26 protein-coding genes are annotated in these 25,955 nt (G+C 68.6%); 14 read left to right on the forward strand and 12 right to left on the reverse strand.

Annotated features, from left to right (window positions below):
- The first annotated feature begins 253 nt into the window (after window positions 1-253).
- Together ACYQ8K_RS18875 and ACYQ8K_RS18880 are read left to right on the forward strand one after the other, a co-directional pair.
- Entirely contained in the window at window positions 254-691 is a 438-nt protein-coding gene (locus ACYQ8K_RS18875; RefSeq protein WP_459971398.1) for an ATP-binding protein, read from the forward strand.
- Window positions 688-1,476, forward strand: a complete 789-nt coding sequence (locus ACYQ8K_RS18880) for an RNA polymerase sigma factor SigF (RefSeq protein ID WP_459971329.1) — start codon at window positions 688-690, stop codon at window positions 1,474-1,476. The genes ACYQ8K_RS18875 and ACYQ8K_RS18880 overlap by 4 nt, the downstream gene beginning before the upstream one ends.
- Here the strand turns inward: ACYQ8K_RS18880 and ACYQ8K_RS18885 are convergent.
- From ACYQ8K_RS18885 to ACYQ8K_RS18915, 7 genes are all read right to left on the reverse strand, one after another.
- Window positions 1,447-1,875, reverse strand: coding sequence for an STAS domain-containing protein (locus ACYQ8K_RS18885; RefSeq protein WP_459971400.1), 429 nt, complete (start codon window positions 1,873-1,875; stop codon window positions 1,447-1,449). The genes ACYQ8K_RS18880 and ACYQ8K_RS18885 overlap by 30 nt on opposite strands.
- Window positions 1,876-2,058: 183 nt before the next feature.
- Window positions 2,059-3,855, reverse strand: a complete 1,797-nt coding sequence (locus ACYQ8K_RS18890) for an acetyl/propionyl/methylcrotonyl-CoA carboxylase subunit alpha (RefSeq protein ID WP_459971331.1) — start codon at window positions 3,853-3,855, stop codon at window positions 2,059-2,061.
- 126 nt (window positions 3,856-3,981) lie between these two features.
- Complete coding sequence (locus ACYQ8K_RS18895; RefSeq protein ID WP_459971333.1) at window positions 3,982-4,401, reverse strand: SufE family protein; 420 nt, start codon at window positions 4,399-4,401, stop codon at window positions 3,982-3,984.
- 10 nt (window positions 4,402-4,411) lie between these two features.
- On the reverse strand, window positions 4,412-5,302 hold the full coding sequence (locus tag ACYQ8K_RS18900; protein WP_459971334.1) for a sulfurtransferase: 891 nt from the start codon (window positions 5,300-5,302) through the stop codon (window positions 4,412-4,414).
- Between the two features lie 91 nt (window positions 5,303-5,393).
- Window positions 5,394-6,032 carry a Maf family protein gene (locus ACYQ8K_RS18905; RefSeq protein ID WP_459971336.1) on the reverse strand — a complete coding sequence of 213 codons (639 nt, stop codon included), beginning with the start codon at window positions 6,030-6,032 and terminating at the stop codon, window positions 5,394-5,396.
- Complete coding sequence (locus tag ACYQ8K_RS18910) at window positions 6,029-6,304, reverse strand: acyl-CoA carboxylase subunit epsilon (RefSeq protein ID WP_459971338.1); 276 nt, start codon at window positions 6,302-6,304, stop codon at window positions 6,029-6,031. The genes ACYQ8K_RS18905 and ACYQ8K_RS18910 overlap by 4 nt, the downstream gene beginning before the upstream one ends.
- A complete protein-coding gene (locus ACYQ8K_RS18915) occupies window positions 6,301-7,941 on the reverse strand; it encodes an acyl-CoA carboxylase subunit beta (protein WP_459971340.1) in 1,641 nt (546 codons plus the stop codon). Before ACYQ8K_RS18915 ends, ACYQ8K_RS18910 begins: the two co-directional genes overlap by 4 nt.
- Before the next feature lie 119 nt (window positions 7,942-8,060).
- Here ACYQ8K_RS18915 and ACYQ8K_RS18920 point away from each other — a divergent pair, with 119 nt between their 5' ends.
- From ACYQ8K_RS18920 to ACYQ8K_RS18940, 5 genes are all read left to right on the forward strand, one after another.
- Entirely contained in the window at window positions 8,061-9,821 is a 1,761-nt protein-coding gene (locus tag ACYQ8K_RS18920) for a CocE/NonD family hydrolase (RefSeq protein ID WP_459971342.1), read from the forward strand.
- A complete protein-coding gene (locus ACYQ8K_RS18925; RefSeq protein WP_459971344.1) occupies window positions 9,818-10,435 on the forward strand; it encodes a TetR/AcrR family transcriptional regulator in 618 nt (205 codons plus the stop codon). Before ACYQ8K_RS18920 ends, ACYQ8K_RS18925 begins: the two co-directional genes overlap by 4 nt.
- A 2-nt stretch (window positions 10,436-10,437) precedes the next feature.
- The gene (locus tag ACYQ8K_RS18930; protein ID WP_459971346.1) at window positions 10,438-11,988 is read left to right on the forward strand and encodes an FAD-binding protein; all 1,551 of its coding nucleotides are present in this window, start codon (window positions 10,438-10,440) and stop codon (window positions 11,986-11,988) included.
- Window positions 11,989-12,005: 17 nt separating this feature from the next.
- Entirely contained in the window at window positions 12,006-12,830 is an 825-nt protein-coding gene (locus tag ACYQ8K_RS18935) for a biotin--[acetyl-CoA-carboxylase] ligase (RefSeq protein WP_459971347.1), read from the forward strand.
- 150 nt (window positions 12,831-12,980) lie between these two features.
- The gene (locus tag ACYQ8K_RS18940; protein WP_459971349.1) at window positions 12,981-13,499 is read left to right on the forward strand and encodes a PH domain-containing protein; all 519 of its coding nucleotides are present in this window, start codon (window positions 12,981-12,983) and stop codon (window positions 13,497-13,499) included.
- On the opposite strand, the gene ACYQ8K_RS18945 is transcribed toward ACYQ8K_RS18940, so the two are convergent.
- Window positions 13,454-14,113 (reverse strand): GtrA family protein, encoded by a 660-nt coding sequence (locus ACYQ8K_RS18945; RefSeq protein ID WP_067355780.1) that lies wholly within the window; start codon window positions 14,111-14,113, stop codon window positions 13,454-13,456. The genes ACYQ8K_RS18940 and ACYQ8K_RS18945 overlap by 46 nt on opposite strands.
- A 110-nt stretch (window positions 14,114-14,223) precedes the next feature.
- On the opposite strand from ACYQ8K_RS18945, the gene ACYQ8K_RS18950 reads away from it, so the two are divergent.
- The 6 genes from ACYQ8K_RS18950 to ACYQ8K_RS18975 all read left to right on the forward strand — a co-directional run bounded on the left by ACYQ8K_RS18950 (window position 14,224) and on the right by ACYQ8K_RS18975 (window position 20,673).
- On the forward strand, window positions 14,224-15,486 hold the full coding sequence (locus ACYQ8K_RS18950; RefSeq protein ID WP_459971351.1) for a 5-(carboxyamino)imidazole ribonucleotide synthase: 1,263 nt from the start codon (window positions 14,224-14,226) through the stop codon (window positions 15,484-15,486).
- Window positions 15,479-15,994 (forward strand): 5-(carboxyamino)imidazole ribonucleotide mutase, encoded by a 516-nt coding sequence (gene purE, locus ACYQ8K_RS18955; protein WP_459971353.1) that lies wholly within the window; start codon window positions 15,479-15,481, stop codon window positions 15,992-15,994. Before ACYQ8K_RS18950 ends, purE begins: the two co-directional genes overlap by 8 nt.
- A gap of 72 nt (window positions 15,995-16,066) precedes the next feature.
- Complete coding sequence (locus ACYQ8K_RS18960; RefSeq protein WP_459971355.1) at window positions 16,067-17,236, forward strand: acyl-CoA dehydrogenase; 1,170 nt, start codon at window positions 16,067-16,069, stop codon at window positions 17,234-17,236.
- Between the two features lie 247 nt (window positions 17,237-17,483).
- Window positions 17,484-18,629: a PP2C family protein-serine/threonine phosphatase gene (locus tag ACYQ8K_RS18965; protein ID WP_459971357.1), complete on the forward strand. Its 1,146-nt coding sequence runs from the start codon at window positions 17,484-17,486 to the stop codon at window positions 18,627-18,629.
- Window positions 18,626-20,227, forward strand: a complete 1,602-nt coding sequence (locus ACYQ8K_RS18970; protein ID WP_459971358.1) for a sensor histidine kinase — start codon at window positions 18,626-18,628, stop codon at window positions 20,225-20,227. Before ACYQ8K_RS18965 ends, ACYQ8K_RS18970 begins: the two co-directional genes overlap by 4 nt.
- Window positions 20,224-20,673, forward strand: coding sequence for a response regulator (locus ACYQ8K_RS18975; RefSeq protein WP_459971360.1), 450 nt, complete (start codon window positions 20,224-20,226; stop codon window positions 20,671-20,673). The genes ACYQ8K_RS18970 and ACYQ8K_RS18975 overlap by 4 nt, the downstream gene beginning before the upstream one ends.
- On the opposite strand, the gene pstA is transcribed toward ACYQ8K_RS18975, so the two are convergent.
- The 4 genes from pstA to ACYQ8K_RS18995 all read right to left on the reverse strand — a co-directional run bounded on the left by pstA (window position 20,670) and on the right by ACYQ8K_RS18995 (window position 24,640).
- Window positions 20,670-21,521, reverse strand: a complete 852-nt coding sequence (pstA, locus tag ACYQ8K_RS18980; RefSeq protein WP_459971362.1) for a phosphate ABC transporter permease PstA — start codon at window positions 21,519-21,521, stop codon at window positions 20,670-20,672. The genes ACYQ8K_RS18975 and pstA overlap by 4 nt on opposite strands.
- Before the next feature lie 13 nt (window positions 21,522-21,534).
- A complete protein-coding gene (pstC, locus tag ACYQ8K_RS18985; protein ID WP_459971402.1) occupies window positions 21,535-22,530 on the reverse strand; it encodes a phosphate ABC transporter permease subunit PstC in 996 nt (331 codons plus the stop codon).
- Window positions 22,531-22,609: 79 nt separating this feature from the next.
- Window positions 22,610-23,725, reverse strand: a complete 1,116-nt coding sequence (gene pstS / locus ACYQ8K_RS18990) for a phosphate ABC transporter substrate-binding protein PstS (RefSeq protein WP_459971364.1) — start codon at window positions 23,723-23,725, stop codon at window positions 22,610-22,612.
- Between the two features lie 30 nt (window positions 23,726-23,755).
- Window positions 23,756-24,640: an ATP-binding cassette domain-containing protein gene (locus ACYQ8K_RS18995; protein WP_459971365.1), complete on the reverse strand. Its 885-nt coding sequence runs from the start codon at window positions 24,638-24,640 to the stop codon at window positions 23,756-23,758.
- Between the two features lie 205 nt (window positions 24,641-24,845).
- On the opposite strand from ACYQ8K_RS18995, the gene pstS (ACYQ8K_RS19000) reads away from it, so the two are divergent.
- Window positions 24,846-25,949, forward strand: a complete 1,104-nt coding sequence (gene pstS, locus ACYQ8K_RS19000) for a phosphate ABC transporter substrate-binding protein PstS (protein ID WP_459971367.1) — start codon at window positions 24,846-24,848, stop codon at window positions 25,947-25,949.
- Window positions 25,950-25,955: the final 6 nt, after the last annotated feature.

Raw genomic sequence — 25,955 nt, forward strand, 5'->3', positions numbered from 1 at the left:
CCCATCATGGGGAACAGGATCACGAACCCACCGACCTATATGTCTACTGCAACGACTATCGATATGACCAGCGTGACTCCGGCGATCACCGCGGCGCGTCGCTCTCGGCGCGTCGCGATTGTGTCGGTCGTGTCAGGCCCGCGCGCCGCGGGCCGAATACCCGGCGGCGATCATGACTAACCGGCTCGAACGCGAGGTCCACGGCGGACTGCGGAGCAGTAGTAGTGTCAGTCAAACATTGCCGGGAGACCATATGAAGGATGCTGGATTGCACGCTAAAGAGCGTCCGCGCGGCCATCGCGCCGTCGAGCTTCACGTTGCTGCGCGACTGGAGAACCTCGCGATGCTGCGCACCCTGGTCGGTGCCATCGGCACCTTCGAGGACCTGGATTTCGATGCGGTGGCGGACCTGCGGCTCGCGGTCGACGAAGTGTGCACCCGGTTGATTCGTTCGGCGACTCCCGACGCGACCCTGATCGTCGTGGTCGATCCGCAGGATGACCAGTTGGTGGTGGAAGCTTCCGCGGCATGCGACACCCACGATGTGGTGGCGCCCGGAAGCTTCAGTTGGCACGTGCTGACGTCGCTCGCCGACGACGTCCAGACTTTCCATGACGGTCGCGAACCCAATGAAACCGGCAGTGTCTTCGGCATCACACTGACGGCGCGACGGGCGGCCTCCAGCAGGTGACAGCGCGAGCTGCCGGCGGTTCGGTGTCGCGTCCGAACGAATACGCCGATGTTCCGGATATGTTCCGTGAGTTGGCGACGGCCACGCCCGACTCGATGGAATTTCAACGTCAACGGGACAAGATCGTCGAGCGGTGCCTGCCGCTCGCCGATCACATCGCGCGCCGCTTCGAGGGCCGCGGCGAACCGCGTGACGACCTGGTTCAGGTGGCGCGCGTCGGCTTGGTCAACGCGGTGGTCCGCTTCGACGTCGATGCCGGCTCGGACTTCGTCTCCTTCGCGGTGCCCACGATCATGGGCGAGGTTCGCCGCCACTTCCGCGACAACAGCTGGTCGGTCAAGGTCCCGCGCCGGCTGAAGGAACTGCACCTGCGGCTGGGCACCGCCACCGCCGACCTGTCACAGCGGCTGGGCCGGGCGCCCACCGCGACCGAACTCGCCGCCGAGCTCGAGATGGACCGCGAGGAGGTCGTCGAGGGCCTGGTGGCCGGCAGCTCTTACAACACCCTGTCCATCGACAGCGGTGGCGGCAGCGAGGAGGAAGAAGCCCGCGCGATCGCGGACACCCTCGGCGACGTCGATACCGGCCTGGACCGGATCGAGGATCAGGAGGCGCTGCGTCCGCTGCTCGAGGCGCTGCCCGAGCGCGAACGAACGGTGTTGGTGCTGCGATTCTTCGAGTCGATGACGCAGACGCAGATCGCCGAGCGGGTCGGCATCTCGCAGATGCACGTGTCGCGGTTGCTGGCGAAGTCGCTAACGCGGCTCCGTGACCAGCTGCAGTAGCGGCCGGGGCTCGTCCTCAACCCACAGCGGTTCCAGCAGCGGCTCGGCCCGCTGCGTCGTCACCGGTAGGGTGCCGTCCGGGTCGCAGACCCGCAACAGCCTGGCGACCGCCGGGCTCGGCGCCATGGCCCACGACACCTGGGCGGCCGAGCATTTCACGTTGATCCGGTGCAACGCCGAAAAGCCCGCGGTACCAATGAACTTCAGGCCACGCAGGTCAAGGACCATTCGCCGGGAGCGGCTGGTGCTCTGCTGCACGTAGGCGACGAGCTGATCGGTGTTGGCCGCGTCGAGCTCCCCGTCCACCGTGATCAGGGTGCCCGTCGGACCCCAGCGGGCGGTGAATTGTGCTGTGCGGCTTTGTTGCCAAGATTGCGCCACAGACATCGCTGACTCCATCCCATCGAGGAGGATTCCTGCTGTGGATACGTCAGCCACGTGCGAAACGTTCGGAGAAGGAGGGAATTCCGCCTACCCCACGCTACCGACGCATCCCGGGCGGCTGTGAACTCAACCTTGTCCGAAACCCTACTCGCGATAGCCAGGGCCGACAACGTTGTCTGAAAAACTCTCGCCGCAGCGCTACTTGATCTCGGCCAGCACCGTGCCCTGGGTGATGGCGGCGCCGGGCTCAACCGCAAGCCCGGTGATGACACCGTCCTTGTGCGCCGTGACCGGGTTCTCCATCTTCATCGCCTCGAGCACCACCACCAGGTCGCCCGCGGCAACCTCTTGGCCTTCCTCGACCGCGACCTTGACGACGGTGCCCTGCATGGGGGCGGTCACCGCGTCGCCCGAGGCGGCCGCACCCGCGTGCGCCCCGCGCTTGCGCGCCTTCGGCTTCTTGCGGATGACACCGGCCGGGTCGGCCGTGCCGCCGCTGGACAGCGCCAGGTCGCCGGGCAGCGACACCTCGAGCCGGCGCCCGCCGACCTCCACGACCACCTTCTGGCGCGGCCGGGCGTCGTCCTCGTCCAGCGGCTCGCCACCGGTGAACGGTTCGATGGTGTTGTCCCACTCGGTCTCGATCCAGCGGGTGTGCACCGAGAAGCCGTCGCCGTCACCGATGAACGCCGGGTCGGACACCACGGCGCGGTGGAACGGGATGACCGTGGCCAGGCCTTCGACGTGGAACTCGTCCAGGGCCCGGCGGGAACGGGCGAGCGCCTCCTCGCGGGTGGCGCCGTACACGATCAGCTTGGACAGCATCGAGTCGAACTGGCCGCCGATCACCGAACCGGCCTCGACGCCCGAGTCCAGCCGGACGCCGGGCCCGGTCGGGATGTCGTAGCGGGTGACCGGGCCGGGCGCGGGCAAGAAGCCGCGTCCGGCGTCCTCGCCGTTGATCCGGAACTCGATGGCGTGCCCGCGCGGCGTGGGGTCCTCGGTGAGGTCCAGCTTTTCGCCGTTGGCGATCTTGAACTGTTGCAGCACCAGGTCGATGCCGGCGGTCTCCTCGGTGACCGGGTGCTCGACCTGCAGCCGGGTGTTGACCTCCAGGAAGGAGATCAGCCCGTCCTGGCCGACCAGGTACTCCACGGTTCCGGCGCCGTAGTAGTGCGCCTCCTTGCAGATCCGCTTGGCCGACTCGTGGATCTCCTTGCGCTGCGCGTCGGTCAGGAACGGCGCGGGGGCCTCCTCCACCAGCTTCTGGAACCGGCGCTGCAGCGAGCAGTCGCGCGTGCCGGCGACGATGACGTTGCCGTGCTGGTCGGCGATCACCTGCGCCTCGACGTGGCGCGGCTTGTCCAGGTAGCGCTCGACGAAGCACTCGCCGCGACCGAACGCCGCGACCGCCTCACGGGTGGCCGACTCGAACAGCTCGGGGATCTCTTCGATGGTGCGGGCCACCTTCATGCCGCGGCCGCCACCGCCGAACGCCGCCTTGATGGCGATCGGCACGCCGTACTCCTTGGCGAAGGCCACCACCTCGTCGGCGTCCTTGACCGGGTCGGGGGTGCCGGGTACCAGCGGGGCCTGCGCGCGGGCGGCGATGTGGCGGGCGGTGACCTTGTCACCGAGGTCGCGGATGGACTGTGGGCTGGGCCCGATCCAGATCAGGCCCGCGTCCAGGACCGCCTGGGCGAAATCGGCGTTCTCCGAGAGGAATCCGTAGCCGGGGTGGACGGCGTTGGCGCCGGACTTCGCCGCCGCGTCAAGGAGCTTGCCGAAGTCCAGGTAGGACTCCGCCGACGTCTGACCGCCCAAAGCGAACGCCTCGTCGGCCAGACGCACGTGCGGCGCGTCGGCGTCGGGTTCGGCGTACACCGCCACGCTGGACAGGCCCGCATCGCGGGCCGCGCGGATCACCCGGACAGCGATTTCGCCGCGGTTGGCGACGAGCACCTTGGAGATCCTCGAGCTGGCGTGATTAGCCACTGCGCCTCCTGTTTGGCATAACCGCAGACGTATTCCTGCGGGCTTCTCTAAGAGAATTTCTTACAACGAGTTCTCGGGAAGTCTAAGCGGCGCGCCGTTCGGCCCGACGAGGCGGTCCACCTTTTCTCAGGACGCCTCGCGCAGCCTGCGCTTGATGCGGGCGAGCATCGCCGACAGGCCGCGCAGCCGCAGTGGGCTGATCAGTGCGGCCAGCCCGAGGTCGGCGTAAAAATCCTCGGGCACCGCCAGAATGTCGGCGGCCGGCTGTTCGTCGAGGCCCGCGGCCAGAATCGACGCGAAGCCCCGCGTGGTGGGCGATTCGGCGGGCGCGCTGAAGTGCAGCCGCACCCGCTCGGGGTCGCGGGCGTCGACATGCAGAAACAGCGGGGTCTGGCATTCCGGCACCGGCTCCATCGCCGCCTGTTCGAGGTCGGGCGGCAGCGCCGGGAGCTCGTTGGCGAACTCCAGCAGCAGCGCCAGCTTGTCCTGGCCCTCGACCTCGGCGAAGTCGGACACCACCTCGGCGAGCGGCGCGGGCATGCTCATCGCGGCACCATCACACCGGAACGGTGCCCGGCTCTTCACCCGCCACGATCGGCGTGCGCACGGTGTTGCCCCATTCGGTCCACGAGCCGTCGTAGTTGCGCACCCCGGGCTTGCCCAGCAGATGCGTCAGCACGAACCAGGTGTGGCTGGACCGCTCGCCGATGCGGCAGTACACGACGGTCTTGTCGTCCGGTTGCAGGAAGCCGTACAGCTCCTCGAGCTCCTCGCGGCTGCGGAACCGGCCGTTCTCGTCGGCGGCCTTGGCCCACGGTATCGACCGGGCCGTGGGGATGTGTCCGCCGCGCAGCACGCCTTCCTCGGGGTACTCGGGCATGTGCGTGCGCTTGCCGGTGTACTCGTCCGGGGAGCGTACGTCGATCAGCGGCTGTGTGCCGAGGATGCCCAGCACGTCGTCCTTGAAGGCGCGGATGGGCGCGTCGTTGCGGGTGACGACGGGGTAGCCGGTGGACGTCTTGGTGGGCACGTCCAGCGTGGTCTCCCGGCGTTCGGCCAGCCACAGGTCACGGCCGCCGTTGAGCAGCCGTACGTCGGGGTGGCCGAACAGGGTGAACACCCACAGCGCGTAGGCCGCCCACCAGTTGCTCTTGTCGCCGTAGATCACCACGGTGTCGTCGCGGGCGATGCCCTTGCGGTCCATCAGCTCGGCGAACTGTTCGCCGTTGATGTAATCGCGGACCCGGGGATCGTTGAGGTCGGTGTGCCAGTCGACCTTCACCGCGCCGGGGATGTGGCCGACGTCGTAGAGCAGGACGTCCTCGTCGGATTCGACGATCGCCAGGCCGGGGGCGCCTTGATTGGCGGACAGCCAGTCGGCGGTGACCAGTCGCTCGGGGTGGGCGTAGCCCTGCAGGGTGGGGCTTGGATCGGGTGGTAATGCCACACTGCCGAGCCTACCCATCCCGTTCGCCTGCGCCCAACGTCGACGTGTTGTCGGAAAACCCGGCTTGCGGCCCGACGAGCGACGTTCGGCGTCAGTTGCCGTTGGCGGCCCACAGTGCGGACACCGACAGCCCGACCCGGCCCAGCAGCGACCGCAGCAGCGGCAGGCTGACGCCGATCACGTTCGACGGGTCGCCGTCGATGCCGTCGACGAACCAACCGCCCAGGCCGTCCAGAGTGAAGCCGCCGGCCACGTGCCATGGCTCCCCATGATCGACATACGCCCGCAGGTCCGCCTCCGATGGAGTGGCGAAATGCACTGTGGTGCTTAGTGATTCGACTTCCCAGTGCGTGATGCCACCGTCGGTGAGCCGCAGCAGGCAGTGCCCGGTGTGCAGCTCGCCGGAGCGGCCACCCATCAGGCGCCACTGGCCGGCGGCGGCATCGGCCGACCCGGGCTTCCCGCACAGCCGGCCGTCGATGGACAGCATCGAATCACAGCCGATGACAACGCAATCGGACGCCAGGTCGTCGTCGAGCTCGCCGGCCACCCGGTCGGCCTTCGCGCGGGCCAGGGCGCACACCACGTCGGCCGGGGACGCGTCGGGGCCCAGCGCGGCGGCGACGGCGTCCTCGTCGACGCCGGAGACCACGACCAGCGGATCGACGCCAGCCTGGCGCAGCACCTTGAGCCGGCCGGCCGACGCCGAGGCCAGCACCAGGCGGGTCACTGCCTCATGTGGGTCATCTGCTGGAACGTGAGCCGCTGATAGTTGGTCATCGCGAAACGCAGCCGGTCGACCGGCAGGCCCCAGCGGGTCCGCTCGGGCTGCTCGGGCTCCGGCGCGCCGCCACCGGCGCAGCCCAGCACCGCGACCAGCGCGGCCACCTCCTCGACGGTGGGCTCACCCTTGAGGATCTGGATGTGCGGCTCGTGCGCCTGCGGCTGCGCGGTCTCGCCGGCCACCGCGTCGTCGGTCTGCACGTCGGTCGTCTCGGTCATAGCGGGATGTTCCCGTGCTTCTTGGGGGGCAGGTGGGAGATCTTGCGTTCCAGCAGGCGCAGCGCCGTGCCGATGTAGCCGCGGGTGTGCGACGGCGGGATGACCGCGTCGACGTAGCCGCGCTCGGCGGCGACGTACGGGTTGACCAGCGTGTCCTCGTACTCCTGCTGCAGCTGCAGGCGCAGCGCGTCGACGTCCTTGCCCTCCTTGGCGGCCTCGCTCAGCTGCTTGCGGTAAACGAACCCGACCGCACCCGAGGCGCCCATCACCGCGATCTGCGCCGACGGCCACGCCAGGTTGACGTCGCAGCCCATGTCCTTGGACCCCATGACGCAGTAGGCGCCGCCGTAGGCCTTGCGGGTGATGACGGTGATCTTCGGGACCGTCGCCTCGCCGTAGGCGAACAGCAGCTTGGCGCCGCGGCGGATGATGCCGTTGTACTCCTGGCCGGTGCCCGGCAGGAAGCCCGGGACGTCCACCAGCATGATGATCGGGATGTTGAAGCAGTCGCAGGTCCGGACGAACCGCGCCGCCTTCTCTGAGGCGTTGATGTCCAGGCAGCCGGCGAACTGGGTCGGCTGGTTGGCGACGATCCCGACCGGCCGGCCCTCCACGCGGCCGAACCCGACGACGATGTTCTGCGCGTAGCCGCCCTGCACCTCGAGGAACTCGTCGTCGTCGAGGATGCGGGTGATCACCTCGTGCATGTCGTAGGGCTGGTTGGGCGAGTCCGGGATCAGCGTGTCCAGCTCGAGGTCCTCCTCGGTGAGGTTGTCCTCGATGGCGCCCGGCGGATGCGGCTCGGCGTAGCGCGGCGCGTCGGTGGCGTTGTTGGGCGGCAGGTAGCTGAGCAGGTCGCGAACCCAGTCGAAGGCGTCCTGCTCGCCGGAGGCGACGTAGTGCAGGGTGCCGGACTTGGCCATGTGGGTGTGGGCGCCGCCCAGCTCCTCCATGGTGACGTCCTCACCGGTGACGGTCTTGATGACGTCGGGCCCGGTGATGAACATCTGGCTGGTCTGGTCGACCATCACCACGAAGTCGGTCAGGGCGGGGGAGTACACGTGCCCACCGGCGGCCGCCCCCATGATCAGCGAGATCTGCGGGATGACGCCCGAGGCCAGGATGTTGTTGCGGAAGATCTTGCTGTACAGGCCCAGCGAGACGACGCCCTCCTGGATCCGCGCGCCGGCGCCGTCGTTGATGCCGATCAGCGGGCGGCCGGTTTTGATCGCCAGCTCCTGGATCTTGACGATCTTCTCGCCGTACACCTCGCCGAGGCTGCCGCCGAACACCGTGGCGTCCTGGCTGAAGATGCACACGTCGCGGCCGTCGATGGTGCCGTAGCCGGTGATCACGCCGTCGCCCAGCGGGCGGTTGTTCTCCAGGCCGAAGTTCTTGCTGCGGTGCTTGGCCAGCGCGTCGAGCTCCACGAACGAGTCCTCGTCGAGCAGGGCGAGGATGCGCTCACGGGCGGTCAGCTTGCCCTTGGCGTGCACCTTCTCGACGGCCTCTTCGCCCACCGGATGCAGCGACTCTTCGCGGCGCTTGTGCAGCTCGGCCAGCTTGCCGGCGGTGGTGTGGATGTCGATGGAGTGTTCGGCGGCCGGTTCCGCGGTGTGGTCGGTAACGCTCGTCATGGCAGCGATGTTATCGGCAGCCCTGTCGGTCCCCCTTAAGCAGCCCTTAAATATTCGCCGGCGATTCACGAATATAAACATCCGTTGAGTTTCGCCCCGCGGGCTCGTAGGTTGCAGGGGTGGCTTCCGAAAACCCGTTGGCCGGGGAACAAATAGTGTTCATGCCGTCTCATCCGCTGGAATCGGGGGACAGATACGGCGTGCTGAGCGGGTTCGATCCCGGCACGCGGACCCTGCCGGCGGGATCTCGGCTCGCGCCCGCGTTCCGGGAGCTGCCGGTCGACATCGTGCTGGAAAAGGACGTGGCGGTCACCATGCGCGACGGCGTCACCACCTACGTCGACATCCTGCGGCCGGTGGGTGCGGAGAAGGTGCCGGTCATCGTGGCGTGGAGCCCGTACGGCAAGGGGGAGGGCAGCGCCCCGGCTGCGATGGGGGTGTTCGGGCTCGTCGGCCTGCCCAACGACATCGTGTCGGGTTTGCACAAGTTCGAAGGCCCCGACCCCGCCTACTGGTGCGCGCGGGGTTACGCGATCTGTAATCCGGATGTTCGAGGCGTCTCGGACTGCGACGGCGACAGCGTCCTATGGGATCGCCAGGAGGGCGAGGATTGCTACGACCTGATCGAATGGCTGGCCGTCCAGGACTGGTGCACGGGAAAGGTCGCCATGAGCGGCACGTCCTACCTCGCGGTCGCGCAGTGGTTCGCCGCCGCCGAGCAACCGCCGCACCTGGCGGCGATCAACCCCTGGGAAGGCGTCAGCGACGTCTACCGCGATCTGGTGATGCGCGGCGGCATGCCCGACACGGGGTTCGCCCGGCAGCTCCGGGACAACAGCTTCTGGGGTAAGGGTCGCAAGGAGGACATCCTCGCCGAGGCCGAGCGCTACCCGCTCGTCAACGACCTGTGGCGGAACAAGATCCCCCGCGTCGAGCGGATCACCGTGCCGGCGTATGTCGTGGCGAGTTACTCCAACTCGTTGCACACGGCGGGGACTTTCCGCGCCTGGCGTCGCCTCGGGTCGCCGCAGAAGTGGCTGCGCATCCACAACAGCCAGGAGTGGCCGGACTACTACGACGAAGCGAACAGGGAGGAGCTGCGGCAGTTCTTCGACCACTTCCTCAAGGACGCCGACAACGGCTGGGAGCAGACTCCGCGCGTGCGGTACGCGCTGCTCGACCTCCAAGGCGGCGACCGCGTCAATCTGCCCGCGAAGCAATTCCCCCCGGCGGCTGTCACGTACACGAAGTACTACCTTGACGGCGCGACGCGAACGCTGCGCTCCGAGGCCGCCGCGGCGGCGACCGCGGCGTACGACGCGCAGGCCAACCCGAACTTCGTCTCATTTCTGGTCCGCTTCGGCGAGGAGACCACGATGGTCGGCTATCCGAAGGCGCGGCTGTGGGTGGAGGCAAAGGACGCCGACGATATGGACCTGTTCGTCTTCGTCCAGAAGCTGGATCGGCACGGGACGCCGCTGCAGCAGTTCACCGTGCCGAATCACAGCGCGCGAGTCCACGACGTCACCGAACGGGGGGCATCGATCCTGCGGTACAAGGGCTCCGACGGCCGCTTGCGGGTCTCGATGCGGCATCTGGACGAGGCGCAGTCGACCGATGAGGTTCCCGTCCACAGCTTCGACCGGGTGCAGAAGCTGAATCCGGGCGAGGTGGTCGAGGTCGAAATCGAGTTGCTGCCAATCGGTCTCGTGTTCCATCCCGGCGAGCAGCTGCGGTTCATCATCAGCGCGCAGAACTTGTTCGGCACCTGGATGCCCGGACTGCGCGAATACTCCCCGTTCAACAGTGGTCAGCACGTCATCCACACCGGGGGATCGCGTGCCTCGTATCTGCAACTGCCCGTTCACCCGACGCGATGACCGCGAAGCCAGTCGTCGGCGGGCGCCGCGGCCGCCGGCCGGGGGCGAGCACAACCCGGCAGGCCATCCTGGACGCGGCTCGCGCCAGGTTCGCCGCCGACGGCTATGCCGGTACCACGATCAGGCGGATCGCCGCCGACGCCGGGGTCGATGCGTCGCTGGTGATGCAGTTCTTCCGATCGAAGGACGACTTGTTCGGCGCGGTCATGTCGATCACGCCGGAAGCGTTGGCGCGCTTGGGATCCGCGTTCGAGGGCCCCGATGAACACCTCGGGGAGCGAGTCGTGCGCGCCTTCCTCGGCGTGTGGGAGGGCAACCCCCGGGACTCGGAGCCGCTCATGGCGATGCTGCGCGGCGCGATCGTCAACGAACAGGCGGGCGAGCAGCTGCGTGAGTTCATCCAGGCCCGACTGCTCGACGGCACTCGCTCGCGGCCGGGCGACCCCGACGAAGCGGCGTTGCGCGCCGGTCTGGCGTCGTCGATGTTGGTCGGTATCGTCGTCGGACGACGAATCGTGGGAGTTCCGATCCTCGCGGGAGCGGACAGCGAAACGCTGATCGAGCGGATCGCGCCGGCGATTCACAGCGTATTGACGGCAGCGCAGGAGGAGTAGCGATGGTCGACTGGCCGGCCGAATGCGACGTGCTGGTCGCGGGTTCCGGCGGCGGCGGCGTCACCGGCGCCTACACCGCGGCGCGCGAGGGCCTCGACGTGCTGCTGGTCGAGGCGACATCGAAATTCGGTGGCACCACCGCGTATTCCGGCGGCGGTGGCGTCTGGTTCCCGTGCAACCCCGTCCTGCTCCGCGCCGGCATGGACGACGACACCATCGACGACGCGCTCACCTACTACCGCGCGGTGGTCGGCGACCGGACCCCGCGCGAGCTGCAGGAAACCTATGTCCGCGGCGGCGCGCCGCTGATCGAGTACCTGGAGGCCGACCCGAACCTGAAGTTCGTGCCGCTGCCGTGGCCCGACTACTACGGCAAGGCGCCCAAGGCGCGGCTGGACGGTCAGCGCCACATCGCGGCCAAGCCGCTGAAGGTGGCCGCAGCCCCCGAATTCCGCGCGGCGATCCGCGGGCCCTTGGACACCGACCGCCTCGGCGCCGAACCGCCGTCCGACTACTACCTCGGGGGTCGCGCCCTGATCGCGCGATTCCTCAAGGCCATCGGGCAGTACCCGACGGCGTCGCTGTGGCTCGACACCGCCCTGGTCGAGCTGGTGGTGTCGGACGGGCGGGTGACGGGAGCGGTCGTCGAGACCGCCGGCGAGCGCCGCGCGATCCGCGCCCGCCGCGGGGTGCTGCTGGCCGCCGGGGGCTTCGAGGCCAACGAGGAGTTGCGCCGGCGCTACGGCGTGCCGGGTACGTCGCGAGACACCATGGGCGGACCGGGAAGTCGCGGCCTGGCGCTGCAGGCCGGCATCGCCGCGGGCGCCGACACCGACCTGTTGGACCAGGCCTGGTGGTCGCCGGGCATGACCCATCCCGACGGCCGGTCCGCCTTCGCGCTGTGGTTCACCGGCGGCATCTTCGTCAACCAGTCCGGCGACCGGTTCGTCAACGAGTCCCGCGCCTACGACCGGGCCGGCCGCGAGATCATCGCGCAGCTGCAGGACGGGTCGATGACCTTGCCGTACTGGATGATCTACGACGACAAGGAGGGCGAGGTCCCTCCGGTCAAGGCGGCCAACGTCTCCATCGTGGAGACCGAGAAGTACGTCGCCGCCGGCCTGTGGCACACCGCGGACACCCTCACCGAACTCGCCGCCAAAATCGGCGTGCCGGGGGAGCGGTTGGCGGCGACGGTCGCGCGGTTCAACGGCTTCGCCGCCACCGGCGTCGACGAGGACTTCGGTCGCGGCGACGAGGCCTTCGACCGCGCCTTCTCGGCGGGCGCGTCGCCGCTGGTGCCCATCGATTCGCCGCCGTATCACGCCGCCGCGTTCGGCATCTCGGATCTGGGCACCAAGGGCGGGCTGCGCACCGACGCCGCCGCTCGGGTACTCGACCCGGCCGGCAACCCCATTCCCGGCCTGTACGCGGCGGGCAACACGATGGCCGCACCCAGCGGCACCGCCTATCCCGGCGGCGGCAACCCGATCGGAACCAGCATGCTGTTCAGCCATTTGGCGGTGCTGGACATGCGCGACCGCCGGCCCTGAGTTCTAGGCTGGGTGCGGTGACAGAACGAGATCGGCTTCGAGCACCGTTGGACGAGAGCGCATTGCGCGCCGAGTTGATCGGCACCGGCCTGGGCTGGCGCAAGCTTGACGTCGTCGAGCAGACCGGCTCCACCAACGCCGACCTGCTGGCGCGCTCGGCGTCGGGTGACGACGTCGCCGGTGCCGTGCTGATCGCCGAGTACCAGACCGCCGGGCGGGGCCGGCACGGCCGCGGCTGGTCGGCCACGCCGCGGGCCCAGATCACCATGTCGGTCGGCGTCAGCGTCGTCGACGTTCCCACCACCGGATGGGGCTGGCTGCCGCTGGCCACCGGGGTGGCGGTGGTCGACACCGTGGCGCCGCTGCTGGCGGGGACCGGCGCGCAGGCGGGCCTCAAGTGGCCCAACGACGTGCTGGCCGGTCCGCCGGATTCGCCGGGCAAGCTGGCCGGCATCCTCGCCGAGGTGGCCAAGCCCGTCGTGGTAATAGGCTTGGGGCTCAACGTGACTCAGGCCGCCGACGAGATCGACGGCCCCGGCGCGACGTCGCTGCTCGACTTGGGCGTGGCCGCGCCCGACCGGACCCAACTGGTGTCGGCGCTGCTGCGGGAGCTGGGCCGGCGCATCGTGGGCTGGCGCGCCGCGCGCGGGGCCGACTGGGCGCTGGCCGCCGACTACCGGGCGCGCAGCCTGACCATCGGCACCCGGGTGCGCGCGCACCTGCCCGGCGGCAAGCAGGTCGATGGGACCGCCACCGCCATCGACGACCAGGGCCGGCTCTGCCTGGAGAGCGGCGGGCAGACGGTCGTCGTCGCGGCCGGCGACGTGGTGCATTTGCGCTAGTGGCGATCGCAAGCGCGGCGCAGCCGGGCGCAGCGGGTCGCCACCTTTGCGCTAGTGGCGATCGCAAGCGCGGCGCAGCCGGGCGCAGCGGGTCGCCACCTTTGCGCTCGTGGCGATCGCAAGCGCGGCGCACAGCTAATGTCGGCGGGCATGGGCTACCCGGATAACGTTCTGGCCGCCGGCGAACACGTGATCGTGCATCGCCACCCGCACTGGAGGCGGCTGATCTGGCCGGTGCTGGTCCTCATCCTGGTGACCGGACTGGCCGCGTTCGGTGCCGGATACCTCAACTCGACGCACTGGGAGCAGCTAGCCAAGAACATCATCTACGGCGTCATCTGGGGGATCTGGCTGGTGATCGTGGGCTGGCTGACGCTGTGGCCTTTTTTGAGCTGGCTGACCACGCACTTCGTGGTGACCAACCGGCGGGTGATGTTCCGGCACGGGGTGCTGACCCGCGCCGGCATCGACATCCCGCTGGCCCGGATCAACAGCGTGGAATTCCGCGACCGCATCACCGAGCGCATGTTCCGCACCGGGACGCTGATCATCGAGTCGGCGTCACAAGATCCGTTGGAGTTCTACGACATTCCGCGGCTGCGCGAGGTGCACGCGCTGCTGTATCACGAAGTCTTCGACACCCTGGGTTCCGAGGAATCGCCCAGCTGACCCAGGCGGCTGGCCCGGTTGCGCCAGGCGCGCAGCAGCGTGACGTTGCCGCCCTCGATCTCGTCCTCGAAGATTTCGGCGATACCGCCGGCGGTGAGCGCGGATTCCAGCGCCTTCTCCGGGTCGCGCGCGAATTGGTCGGGGAACACCCAGCGCCGGAACGCCCAGAACCGGAACGCCATCTGCAACAGGTTGCCGATGATGTAGGCCGAGATGAAGTCGGCGACGTTCTCCACCGCCAGCGACACCGTCGGCTCGCGCAGCTGTAACACGTAGCTGGAGAACCACAGCGGCGCCATGGAGAGCAGCACCCCCACACCGCTGAACGCGAAGAACAGCAGCGCCTCGTGGTGGCGCTCGCGCCCGCCGCGATTGCGGAAGCTCCATTCCCGGTTCAGCACGTAGGACGCGATAACCGCCACAATGCCCGCGATCACCTTTGCGGTCACCGGTTTGGGTTCCAGAATTGTCAGCTTCAGCGTGTAGAAAATCGCCGAGTCGATGACGAATGTGGTTCCGCCGACGATGGCGAATTTGATCAGTTCGTGGTGGCGTAGCAAATAGGGCTGCATAACCCGAGGCAGACGCGCGATCGTGGCTTCGGCGAAGGACACAACACGTCAGTCTACGGATGGACACAAATTCGACGCAAAATCGTACATAACAATTCGGTGTCGGCCCCGGTCAACACGCCTTTGGCGCCGGTTTGTTTCGCCGTGACACGATGATGGCCGTGCCGAGTACACGCCCGCCGGGCGCAGCCCCCGTCGTAGCACCCCGAGCCGTCCCCCGAGCCGTCCCCGTCGTCGCAATGGTCGGTGGCGGTCAGCTCGCCCGGATGACCCACCAGGCGGCGATCGCGCTGGGGCAGTCGCTGCGGGTGTTGGCCACCGCCGCCGACGAGCCGGCCGCGTTGGTCGCCCCCGACATCGTCATCGGGTCGCACACCGATCTCGATGCCCTGCGCCGGGTGGCCGCGGGCGCCGACGTGCTGACCTTCGACCACGAACACGTGCCGAACGAGCTGCTGGAGAAGCTGGTCGCCGAGGGCGTCAACGTGGCGCCGCCGCCGCAAGCCCTGGTGCACGCGCAGGACAAGCTGGTCATGCGCCGGCGGCTCGAGGCGCTCGGCGTCCCGGTGCCGCACTACGCCGAGATCCGCAGCGTCGACGAACTCGACGCCTTCGCGCGGCGTATGGGCGGCCCCGTGGTGGTCAAAGCGGTCCGCGGCGGTTACGACGGGCGTGGGGTGCGGATGGCGCGCGACCCGTCGCACGCCCGTGAGATCGCGACCGCCTTCCTGGCCGACGGTGTGCCGGTGATGGCCGAGGAGCAGGTGACCCTGCGCCGCGAACTGTCGGCCCTGGTGGCCCGGTCGCCGTTCGGCCAGGGCGCGGCGTGGCCGGTGGTCGAGACCGTGCAACGAGACGGGATCTGCGTGCAGGTGATCGCGCCCGCGCCGGAGCTGTCCGGCGAGCGCGCCGCCGCCGCGCAGCAGCTGGCGTTGCGGCTGGCCGCCGATCTGGGGGTGGTCGGGGTGCTCGCGGTCGAACTCTTCGAGACGGTCGAGGGCGAGCTGCTGGTCAACGAGCTGGCGATGCGGCCACACAACTCGGGGCACTGGACCATGGACGGGTCGCGCACCAATCAGTTCGAGCAGCATGTGCGCGCGGTGCTGGACTACCCGCTCGGCGACACCGACGCCATCGCGCCGGTGACGGTGATGGCCAACGTGCTGGGCGCCCCCGAAGTCCCGCGGATGAGCGTCGATGAGCGGCTGCACCACCTGTTCGCGCGGATGCCCGACGCCCGCGTCCACCTCTACGGCAAACAAGAGCGTCCCGGCCGCAAGGTCGGGCACATCAACTTCGTCGGCTCCGGGCCGGCGGGTCGGGAGAACGTCGCGAAGCTGCGGGAACGGGCCGAGCTGGCGGCACACTGGTTGTCACACGGGCAGTGGACGGATGGATGGGACCCACATGAGTGAGCAATCGCCTCGGGTCGGGGTGATCATGGGCAGCGACAGCGACTGGTCGGTGATGCAGGACGCCGCGGCGGCGTTGGCCGAGTTCGACGTGCCGGCCGAGGTCCGGGTGGTCTCCGCGCACCGCACCCCGCAGGTGATGTTCGACTACGCGCGCGACGCGGCCGGTCGGGGCATCGAGGTGATCATCGCCGGGGCCGGGGGAGCCGCGCACCTGCCCGGGATGGTCGCGTCCGCGACGCCGCTGCCGGTGATCGGTGTGCCGGTGCCGCTGGCGCGCCTGGACGGCCTGGACTCGCTGCTGTCGATCGTGCAGATGCCCGCCGGGGTCCCGGTGGCCACGGTGTCCATCGGGGGAGCCCGCAACGCCGGGCTGCTCGCGGTGCGCATCCTCGGGTCGTCGGACCCCGCGCTGCGCGCGCGGATCGTCGAGTTCCAGGAGGAGCTGGCGCGCAGCGTGCGGGCCAAGGATGAGGCGCTGCAACAGCGTCAGGGTAAAGTTACCGGCTAGTAGCCTGGCGACGAGGCGGGCCGCGCCCGCCGAGAAGCCGGGCATGTCGGCAGAGTGCAAGAGGAGGCCGAGATGGCTGGATGGGCCGGAAACCCCGACTTCGATCTGTTCCAACTGCCCGAAGAGCACCAGGAGTTGCGCGCCGCGATCCGTGCGCTGGCGGAGAAGGAGATCGCTCCGCACGCCGCCGACGTGGACGAGAACTCCCGCTTTCCCACCGAGGCACTGGATGCGCTGAACTCGTCGGGGTTCAACGCCGTGCACGTGCCCGAGGAGTACGGCGGGCAGGGCGCGGACTCGGTGGCGGCGTGCATCGTGATCGAGGAGGTCGCCCGCGTCGACACCTCGGCGTCGCTGATTCCCGCGGTGAACAAGCTGGGCACCATGGGGCTGATCCTGCGCGGTTCGGACGAGCTGAAGAAGCAGGTGCTGCCCTCGATCGCGGACGGCACGGCGATGGCGTCCTACGCGCTGAGCGAGCGCGAGGCCGGCAGCGACGCGGCGTCCATGCGGACCCGGGCGAAGGCCGACGGGGGTGACTGGATTCTCAACGGCGCCAAGTGCTGGATCACCAACGGCGGCAAGTCGAGCTGGTACACGGTGATGGCCGTGACCGATCCGGACAAGGGCGCCAACGGGATCTCGGCGTTCATGGTGCACAAGGACGACGAGGGCTTCACGGTGGGGCCGAAGGAGAAGAAGCTCGGCATCAAGGGTTCACCGACCACCGAGCTGTACTTCGAGAACTGCCGCATCCCCGGCGACCGGATCATCGGCGAGCCCGGCACCGGTTTCAAGACCGCGCTGGCGACGCTGGACCACACCCGGCCCACCATCGGCGCCCAGGCGGTCGGCATCGCCCAGGGCGCCCTGGACGCCGCGATCGCCTACACCAAGGACCGCAAGCAGTTCGCGCAATCGATCAGCAGCTTCCAGGCGGTGCAGTTCATGCTCGCCGACATGGCGATGAAGGTGGAGTCCGCCCGGCTGATGGTGTATCACGCCGCCGCGCGCGCCGAGCGCGGCGAATCGCACCTGGGCTTCATCTCCGCGGCGTCCAAGTGTCTGGCCTCCGACGTCGCGATGGAGGTCACCACCGACGCGGTGCAGCTCTTCGGCGGCGCCGGCTACACCATCGACTTCCCGGTCGAGCGGATGATGCGGGACGCCAAGATCACCCAGATCTACGAGGGCACGAATCAGATTCAGCGCGTGGTGATGTCGCGGGCGTTGCTGCGCTGATCGCTTTCGGCGATCCCGTTGGGAAAAGCCCGACCGCCAGGCATAGGATCTCCACTCGGTGCGTGAAACCCGCACCGAGGTCGGTAAACAGACACCGAATCTCGTCCGACCACCGTCACGGAGCAAAGGGTCTTATCGCGGCAAGGGGGTCTGCGGTGCAGAACGTGACGTGCCATGTGCGTCTACAGATGGACGGGAATTGATACCGACGCGAGCTCCGGTCACCCCGACGGGGAGCTGGCAGTCATTGTCGTTGCTGTTGGTCGAGGACGACCGCGCCGACGCGGTGCTGGTGGAAGACCTGATCACCGACGCGGTCACCGACATCCGGGTGGTGTGGGCGAAGTCGATGGCGCACGCCGAACGCGAGCTGGCGTCCGCCCGGCCGGACTGCGTGCTGCTGGACCTGCACCTGCCCGACGCCAGCGGGATCGACGCGCTGAACCGCATCGCCAACCTCGACGCCACCGTGCCCATCGTGGTGCTGACCGGGCTGAACGACGAGTACTTCGGGGCGTCGGCGGTGGCCGCCGGTGCCCAGGACTATCTGGTCAAGGGCCGGGTCGAGCCGGAAATGCTGCGACGCGCACTGCTGTATGCGATCGAGCGCAAGCGCGCCGAGCTCATCGCCGCCGACCTGCACGCCACGCAGCTGCGGGCCCGGGAGAACGCGCTGCTGGAACGCGGCCTGCTGCCCTCGCCGCTGCTGCTGGACAACCCGGGCGTCGACATCGTCGCCCGGTACCGGCCGAGCCGCGAAGACGCGCTGCTGTGCGGTGACTTTTATGACGTCGTGCAGACGCCGGACCGGGTGGTGCACGTGCTGATCGGCGACGTCGCCGGGCACGGCCCGCACGAGGCCGCGCTGGGTGCGGCGCTGCGGATCGCGTTCCGCGCGCTCACCTTTGCCGGCGTGCACGGCGTCGAACTGATGCGGCAGCTCGAACGGGTCCTGTATTCGGAACGGCCCGACACCGGAATCTTCGCGACCGTGCTCAGCCTGGAGATCTCGCCCGACGGCCCGCACGTCAGCGTGATCCGCGCCGGCCACCCGCCGATGTTGGTGCAGGCCGGCGGAGCCGTGGAGTGGTTCGAGCCGTCGGGCGGCCCGGCGCTGGGCCTGGGCGTCGGCGACTGGCCGTCCGAAGAGCTGGAGCTGCCCGCCGGGCACGCCCTACTGTTGCTGACCGACGGACTCTTCGAGGGCTATTCGGGCGAGGGCACGCAACGCCTGGGCGAGGACGGCCTGCTCGCCCTGGCCCGCGCGCACGCGCACCGGCCCGGCCCCGCGTTCGTCGACGCGCTCATCAACGGCGCCCAGGAACTCGCCCAGCCCCGCGGCGGTTTGACCGATGACATCGCCGTCCTGCGTGTCGAGAGGACTACCACGTGATCCCATCGCGCCCGCTTCGGCTCACGGAGCTCACCGTGCGGGGATGGCTGGCGCTGGTGCTGTGGATCATGGGCGCGACCGTGCTCGTCGGGGCGCTGGTCGGCGCCGTGTTGCTGCATCGCACCGACGAGGTGTCGCGCCAGATGGCCCAGAACATCCAGCCGGCGCGCGTCGCCGCGGCGCGCTTGCAATCGGCGCTGCGCGACCAGGAGACGGGCCTGCGCGGCTACCTGATCTCCGCCGACCGCCAGTTCCTCGCGCCGTATTACGACGGACAGCGCGCCGAACAGGCTGCGGCCGAGGAGGTTCGCCGCCTGGTGGGCGGCCGCACCCAGCTGACGGCCGATCTGGACGCGGTGGAAGCCGCCGCCGCCGACTGGCGGACGAACTACGCCGAGCCGTTGATCGCCAGCGTGGCCCCCAAGACGCCGAGCTACATCAGCGCGCGCACGGCCGACACGGGGAAGAACAAATTCGACCATCTCCGTGAGCTTTTCGATACGCAGAACAACCACCTGACGGCGGCCACGACGGCCGCCGTCGACGAGCTCAACGAGATCAACGGCTGGCGCGACTGGGTGCTGGGCGCCACGGTGCTGATCGTGATCGGGACCGCCCTGCTGCTGGGGCTGCTCAGCCGCGCCGCGATCACCCGGCCGATCGCCGCGCTGGCCACGGCCTGCCGAAGCATCACCCAGGGCAACTTCGAGGAGACGATCCCACCTCCGGCGCGCCCCAGGGACATTCGGAAGATGGCGATCGACGTCGAGGACATGCGCAAGCGCATCGTCGACGAGCTCGAGGTGTCGCGGTCGGCGCAGGCGCAGTTGGACGAGCAGGCCGCCGAATTGCGGCGATCCAATACCGAACTCGAGCAGTTCGCCTACGTGGCATCGCACGACCTACAGGAACCGCTGCGCAAGGTCGCGTCGTTCTGCCAGCTGCTGGAAAAGCGCTACGGCGACCAGCTCGACGAGCGCGGCATCGAATACATCGGGTTCGCGGTCGACGGCGCCAAGCGCATGCAGGCGCTGATCAACGACTTGCTCACCTTCTCGCGGGTCGGCCGGCTGGGCACCACGGAAACCGAGGTGCAGCTCGACGCCACCCTCGACGCCGGCCTGGCGAACCTGGCCACCGCGATCGAGGAAACCGAGGCGCAGATTGTGCGGCCGGAGCAGCCGCTGCCGCAGATCGTCGGGGATCCGATGTTGTTGACGATGCTGTGGCAGAACCTGATCGGGAACGCGATCAAGTTTCGGCACAAGGACCGTCGGCCCCGCGTCGTCATCGAATGCGCGCCCGGCACCGGCACCCATGACGGCGAATGGCTGCTGAGCGTGTCCGACAACGGCATCGGTATCCCGGAGGAATTCTCCGACAAGGTCTTCGTGATCTTCCAGCGGCTGCACGGCCGCGACGTGTACGCCGGAACCGGGGTCGGCCTGGCGCTGGTGAAGAAGATCATCGAACACCACGGCGGCACCGTCCGGATCGACACGTCCTACACCGATGGGACCCGGTTCGAATTCAGCCTGCCCGGCCCCAGACCCGTCGACGAAGCGGACTCGGTCGCTTTGGAAGGAGCGCATCAATGACGACAACAGAAGGCAGAGCAATCGACATCCTGCTCGTCGAGGACGACCCGGGCGACGAGCTCATCACCCGAGAAGCGTTCGAGCACAACAAGCTCAAGAACAGGCTCCACGTCGCCCACGACGGCGAGGAGGGCCTCAACTACCTTTACCGGCGCGGTGAGTTCGCCGACGCGCCGCGGCCCGACCTCATCCTGCTCGACCTGAATCTGCCCAAATACGACGGCCGCCAGCTGCTGGAGAAGGTCAAGTCCGACCCCGACCTGGCGCGCATCCCGGTCGTGGTGCTGACCACCTCCTCGGCGGAGGAGGACATCCTCAAGAGCTACAAGCTGCACGCGAACGCCTACGTCACCAAACCCGTTGACCTGGACCAGTTCATGAAGGCCGTCCGGCAGATCGACGAATTCTTCGTTCAGGTGGTGCGGCTGCCGGGCGCGGGGGCCTAGCTGTGCGACCTGCGCCCGGCCAGCCAGGTGATCAGCCGGCCGAGCAGGATCAACAGCAGCAGGAACACGATCAGCAGCAAGGCCGCGTCGTACGACAGGTTCTGGGCCGACTTCGACGGCAGGTTGTAGAACGTCCAGATCGGATAGGTCAGGTAGGCGACGGGCGAATCGGTGAGCTGCCCGGTCGGTGGGGAATTCGACCAGCCCGCCGTGTAGAGCATCGGCGCCGTCTCGCCGACCGCGAGCGCGAGCGCCACCAGCAGGCCGGTGACGATCCCCGGAATCGCCTGCCTGAGCACGATTTTGCGCAGCGTCCAAATGGCAGGCAGCCCAAGCGCTTCCGCGCCCTCACGGTAGGACGTCGGCACTTGGGCCAGCGCGGACTCGGTGGCCTTGGTGATGTAGGGGATGCTCATCACCGACAGCACCGTCACCCCGGCCGCCAGCGAGAAGCCCCACTCGAAATACACCACCAGGGCCAGGTACCCGACGTAGCCCAGCACGATCGACGGGATGCCGGCCAGCACCTCGTAGGCGCCACGCAACACGGAACGCCTTCTGCCGGTGGCGAATTCCGAAAGATAGATGCCGGCCAGCACGCTCACCGTGCCGCCGACGAGCATGACGCCGAGGCTGAGTACGGCGGTGCCGACGATGGCGTTGCGCAACCCGCCGCCGTTGCCGTGGGTGTCGCGGAAGAGCACCCGCAGGTGGAACACCGGCAGGGCGCGGCCGATGACCTCGATCAGCATCCACGCCGTCGGGACGATCACCAGGGCCAGGCAGCACAGGCACGCCGCCCAGAACACGGCGTTGACGATCCTGCGCCGGGAAGTCGACGACCGCATCGCGACGGCCACCTCAGACGCCCCGCCCGACCGGTAGGGCGGTGCCCGAGGTCCGGTGCACCAGCGCGCGGGCGGCCAGGTTGGTCACCAGCGTGATCATCAACAGCACCAGCCCGGCCTCGGCGAGCGTCTTGACCGCGAAGTTCGTCGAGTCCGTCATCGCCGAATCCAGTTGGGACACAATGGTGGCGGCGATCGTCGTCATGGTGGAGTAGATGTTGGTGGGCATGGCGCCCAGCATCGCGCCGGACACCATGGCCACGGCCATCGTCTCGCCGAGGGCTCGTCCGAGGCCAAGCACCACCGCGCCGACGATGCCGCTGGACACCCAGGGCAACGTGACCCGGCGAACGCACTCCCAGTCCGACATGCCCAGCGCCGTCGCGCCCTCGCGGGGTAGCGCCGGCACCTGGCGGATCAGGTCGCGGGTGGTGGTGGCGATGATCGGGATGATCATCACCGCCAGCACCAGTCCCGAGACCAGCAAGCCCTCGCCGTTGCCGGTGTTGCCGCGCAGGTAGCTGAGCACCGGCACGTCGGGCGCGTTGCGGGCGACCACCGGCGCCACGCGGTGGGCGATGAATGGCCCGAATGTCATTGCGCCCCAGAGGCCTACGACAACACTGGGGATGCCTGCCAGCAGTTCGAGAACCAGACCCACCGCGCCGGCCAGGCGCCGGGGCAGCTTCTCGGCGATCATCAACGCCGCGCCGATGGACACCGGCACGGCGACCACCAGTGCGATCGCCGAGGTGGCCAGCGTGCCGACGATCAGGGGCAGCGCGCCGTAGTTGGCGTTGGGCGGGTGCGCCACGCCGTGAGTGACCACGGTGTCCCCGTAGGTGTTGCCGGGGTTCCACTCGGTGCCGGTCAAGAAGTGCAAGCCGTTGAGCCGGATCGCCGGAAGCGCCTCGACGACCAGCGTCCCGAGCACGAACACCAGCGCGCACAGCGGCACGACCGCGCCGAATCCGCCCAGCAGCCTGATGATCAGGCCGTCGCGGGCCATCTCCTGGACGCGGAGCACGCCGCGCCGCCCGGCGCGCACCTCGCCCATGGCTTCGGGGTTCGCGGTAGTAGCCAAGAAGTCAGCTCGTGATCTTGGCGATCTGCGCGTCGGAGAGCTTCACCACCGACGCGGGCAGCGGTTGGAAGTGAACCTTGTCCAGGAACGAATTGCTGTTGCCGTCGGTGATGGCCCAGTGCAGGAAGGCCTGCAGCGTCTGGGCGGTGGCGGCGTCCTTCTGCTGGCTGTTGACGATGGCGTATTCGTAGTTGATGATCGGATACCCGTTCGGGGCGGGGCCGTTGATCAGCGAAATCACCTGGTTCGCCGGGGTCGAGGTGAAGCTGGCGGCCGCGGCCTGGATGCTCTGCGCGTCGGGCATCACGAAATTGCCTGCGGCATTGGCCAACTGGGCTTCACCCAGGCCCTTCTGATTTGCCTGGTCTAGGAAGCTGATGCCGATGTAGGCGACGCAGCCGGGGGTGTCGGCGCAGCCGGTCACCATGCCGCCGTTGCCGTTCTCGCCCAATGCCCCTGGCACGGCGGGGAAGTCGACGGTGGTGCCGAACCCGGGCGACTTGCCCCAGCCGTCGGAATCCTGCTTGGACAGGTACTGGGTGAACAGGAAGGTGTCGCCGGACCCGTCGGAACGGTGCAGCGGAACCACCGGTGTGGCAGGCAGATTCACCCCCGGGTTGAGGCCGGCGATCTGCGGGTCGTTCCAGGCCTTGATGGAGCCCTTGTACATCGCGGCCAGCACCTTGCCGTTGAGCTTGATGTGGTCGGTCACGCCGGGCAGGTTGTAGTTGATCTGCTGCGCGGAGATGGCCATCGCGATGTTCATCAGCCCCTTGTGCGCGGCCATGTCGCCCTCGGACAGGTATGCGTCGGAGGCGCCGATGTCGACCGCGCCGGCGGCGGCCTGGGCGATGCCGGTGCCGGACCCGGTGCCCTGGGCGGTGATGCCGACGTTCGGATACTTGGCGTGGTAGGCCGGGCCCCAGAGGTTGAACAGCGGATAGAGCAGGGTGCTGCCCGTCTCCGACAACGCGACCTGTGCGGAAGCCGGGGTGGTGGCGGGGCTGCCGTTGCCCCCCGCGCCGGAGGAACCGCCGGTCGACTTCGAGCCGCAGCCCGCCGCCGCAACGGCCAGCAGCGCGACCGACACGGCCACGATCGTTCGCAATCGAATTGTCACCTCGACACCTCTCTGTACGGGGTTGGTTGCTTACTCGTGGTTCGCGCTGGGCGTCTCCTGCATTGGCGGCGCTTCCGGGGCGCCGATGACCGCGCCCAGCAGCCGGCGGTCGCCGAACAGCCCGGAGACGTAGCGCAGCGTCTCGGCGTGTTTCGGTGAGGAGAAGAGCTGTTCGGTGGGACCCTCCTCGACCAGCCTGCCGTCGAAGAACAGCGCGGTCCGGTCGCCGATGCGGGCCGCCTGGGCCAGGTCGTGGGTCACCATGATCACGGTGAGCCGGTCGGCCAGCGACCGGATCAGCCCTTCGATCGCCTCGGTGGTGGCCGGGTCCAGCGACGAGGTGGGTTCGTCCAGCAGCAGGACCTCGGGGTCGACGGCGAGCGCGCGGGCCAGGCACAGCAGCTGCTGCTGACCGCCGGAGAGCCGGAACGGCGAATCCCCGAGCCGGTCCTTGACGGCGTTCCACAGCCCGACCTCGGTGAGCCGGGCCTCGGCGACGTCGCCCAGCCGCCTGCGCGGCGCCAGCTTGTGGGCGCGCACGCCGGCGACGACGTTGTCGCGGATCGACATCGGGAACGGGTTGGGACGCTGGAACAGCATCCCGACGCGCCGGCGGAAGTCCATCAGGTTGCCGGTGCTGAACACGCTCTGGCCGCCCAGCAGCACGTCGCCGGTGTGCCGGTAGCCGGCCACCTTGTCGTTCATCCGGTTCAGGGTGCGCAGGAAGGTGGTCTTCCCCGAGCCGGTCGGCCCCAGCAGCGAGGTCACCGAGCGGGCGGGAAAGTCGAGACTGACCTGTTCAAGGACGGTTTTGTTGCCGAATCCGAGGGTCAGGTCGACCGCGCGGATGGCCACGTCGCCGTCGTCGGCGGCGGGAGCCGGACCTGCGGCCCGCGATTGTTGTCCTCGACCCATCGCCAACCGATGCTACGTGCCGGCTCCCGCGATTCAGTCACCGCTTATTCACCTCTTATTGTTTGTCAAGGGTTTGTATATTCGCGATTGGTTAACTTTTACTAGCCCGCGGGTCGCGGGCCGGCGCGCATGCGTCATTCGCGGCTCGGACAGCAGCCGGCGGCGTGGCCTGCGCGTTCGCCGCCGCGACGTGCGAAGGAGTCTCGTGAGGTTCGCTCGATATGGCGCGGCGCTGGGCCTGGCGGTGGTCACCGCCCTGGCGCTGGCGGGGTGCGGCCACTCGAACTCGGCCGGCTCCGGCGCCAAGTCGGCGTCGGTGGACTGCGGCGGCAAGAAGGTGCTGAAAGACAGCGGCTCGACCGCTCAGCAGAACGCCATCGAGCAGTTCGTCTACGCCTACGTCCGCGCCTGCCCGGGCTACACGCTGGATTACAACGCGAACGGGTCCGGCGCCGGCGTTAGCGAATTCGTCAACAACCAAACAGACCTCGCCGGTTCCGACGTCCCCCTGGACCCGTCCACGGGTCAGAACGATCGGGCGGCGCAGCGGTGCGGTTCGCCGGCGTGGGACCTGCCCACGGTGTTCGGGCCGATCGCGGTCACCTACCACCTCACCGGGGTGAACGGGCTGAAGCTGGACGGGCCCACCGCCGCGAAGATCTTCAACGGCACCATCACCAAATGGGACGATCCGGCGCTCAAGGCCATCAACTCGGGCCTCAACCTGCCGTCGACGCCCATCGCGGTGATCTTCCGCAGTGACAAATCCGGCACCACGGCGAACTTTCAGAAGTATCTGGACGGCGCGTCGAACGGCGCGTGGGGCAAGGGCGCCAGCGAGACGTTCAACGGCGGCGTCGGGCAGGGCGAAAGCGGGAACAACGGCACGTCCGCGCTGCTGCAGAACACCGAGGGCTCGATCACCTACAACGAGTGGTCCTTCGCGGTGGGCAAGCAGCTGACCATGGCATCGATCATCACGTCGGCGGGGCCGGACGCGGTGCCGATCACCAAGGACTCCGTCGAGAAGACGATCGCCGGGGCGACCTTCAGCGGGCAGGGCAACGACCTGGTGCTGGACACCTCGTCGTTCTACAAGCCGACGCAGCAGGGTGCCTACCCGATCGTGCTGGCGACCTACGAAATCGTCTGCTCGAAATACCCGGACGCGGCCACCGGCGCCGCGGTGAAGGCGTTCATGCAGGCCGCCATCGGCCCGGGTCAGGACGGCCTGGACCAATACGGTTCCATCCCGCTGCCCAGCTCGTTCACGGCAAAGCTGTCGACGGCGGTCAATGCGATTTCCTGACGAGAT

Source organism: Mycobacterium sp. MUNTM1 (assembly GCF_054660795.1).

Excerpts from the sequence above, each read along its gene's own strand:
- ACYQ8K_RS18995 (WP_459971365.1), bottom strand. The coding sequence starts at position 24,640 with ATGGGTCGAGGACAACAATCGCGGGCCGCAGGTCCGGCTCCCGCCGCC.
- ACYQ8K_RS18915 (WP_459971340.1), bottom strand. The coding sequence starts at position 7,941 with ATGACGAGCGTTACCGACCACACCGCGGAACCGGCCGCCGAACACTCC.
- ACYQ8K_RS18875 (WP_459971398.1), top strand. The coding sequence starts at position 254 with ATGAAGGATGCTGGATTGCACGCTAAAGAGCGTCCGCGCGGCCATCGC.
- ACYQ8K_RS18975 (WP_459971360.1), top strand. The coding sequence starts at position 20,224 with ATGACGACAACAGAAGGCAGAGCAATCGACATCCTGCTCGTCGAGGAC.
- ACYQ8K_RS18885 (WP_459971400.1), bottom strand. The coding sequence starts at position 1,875 with ATGGAGTCAGCGATGTCTGTGGCGCAATCTTGGCAACAAAGCCGCACA.
- ACYQ8K_RS18940 (WP_459971349.1), top strand. The coding sequence starts at position 12,981 with ATGGGCTACCCGGATAACGTTCTGGCCGCCGGCGAACACGTGATCGTG.
- ACYQ8K_RS18960 (WP_459971355.1), top strand. The coding sequence starts at position 16,067 with ATGGCTGGATGGGCCGGAAACCCCGACTTCGATCTGTTCCAACTGCCC.
- ACYQ8K_RS18910 (WP_459971338.1), bottom strand. The coding sequence starts at position 6,304 with ATGACCGAGACGACCGACGTGCAGACCGACGACGCGGTGGCCGGCGAG.
- ACYQ8K_RS18925 (WP_459971344.1), top strand. The coding sequence starts at position 9,818 with ATGACCGCGAAGCCAGTCGTCGGCGGGCGCCGCGGCCGCCGGCCGGGG.
- ACYQ8K_RS18930 (WP_459971346.1), top strand. The coding sequence starts at position 10,438 with ATGGTCGACTGGCCGGCCGAATGCGACGTGCTGGTCGCGGGTTCCGGC.
- pstC (WP_459971402.1), bottom strand. The coding sequence starts at position 22,530 with ATGGCCCGCGACGGCCTGATCATCAGGCTGCTGGGCGGATTCGGCGCG.
- ACYQ8K_RS18950 (WP_459971351.1), top strand. The coding sequence starts at position 14,224 with ATGATGGCCGTGCCGAGTACACGCCCGCCGGGCGCAGCCCCCGTCGTA.
- purE (WP_459971353.1), top strand. The coding sequence starts at position 15,479 with ATGAGTGAGCAATCGCCTCGGGTCGGGGTGATCATGGGCAGCGACAGC.
- ACYQ8K_RS18895 (WP_459971333.1), bottom strand. The coding sequence starts at position 4,401 with ATGAGCATGCCCGCGCCGCTCGCCGAGGTGGTGTCCGACTTCGCCGAG.
- pstA (WP_459971362.1), bottom strand. The coding sequence starts at position 21,521 with ATGCGGTCGTCGACTTCCCGGCGCAGGATCGTCAACGCCGTGTTCTGG.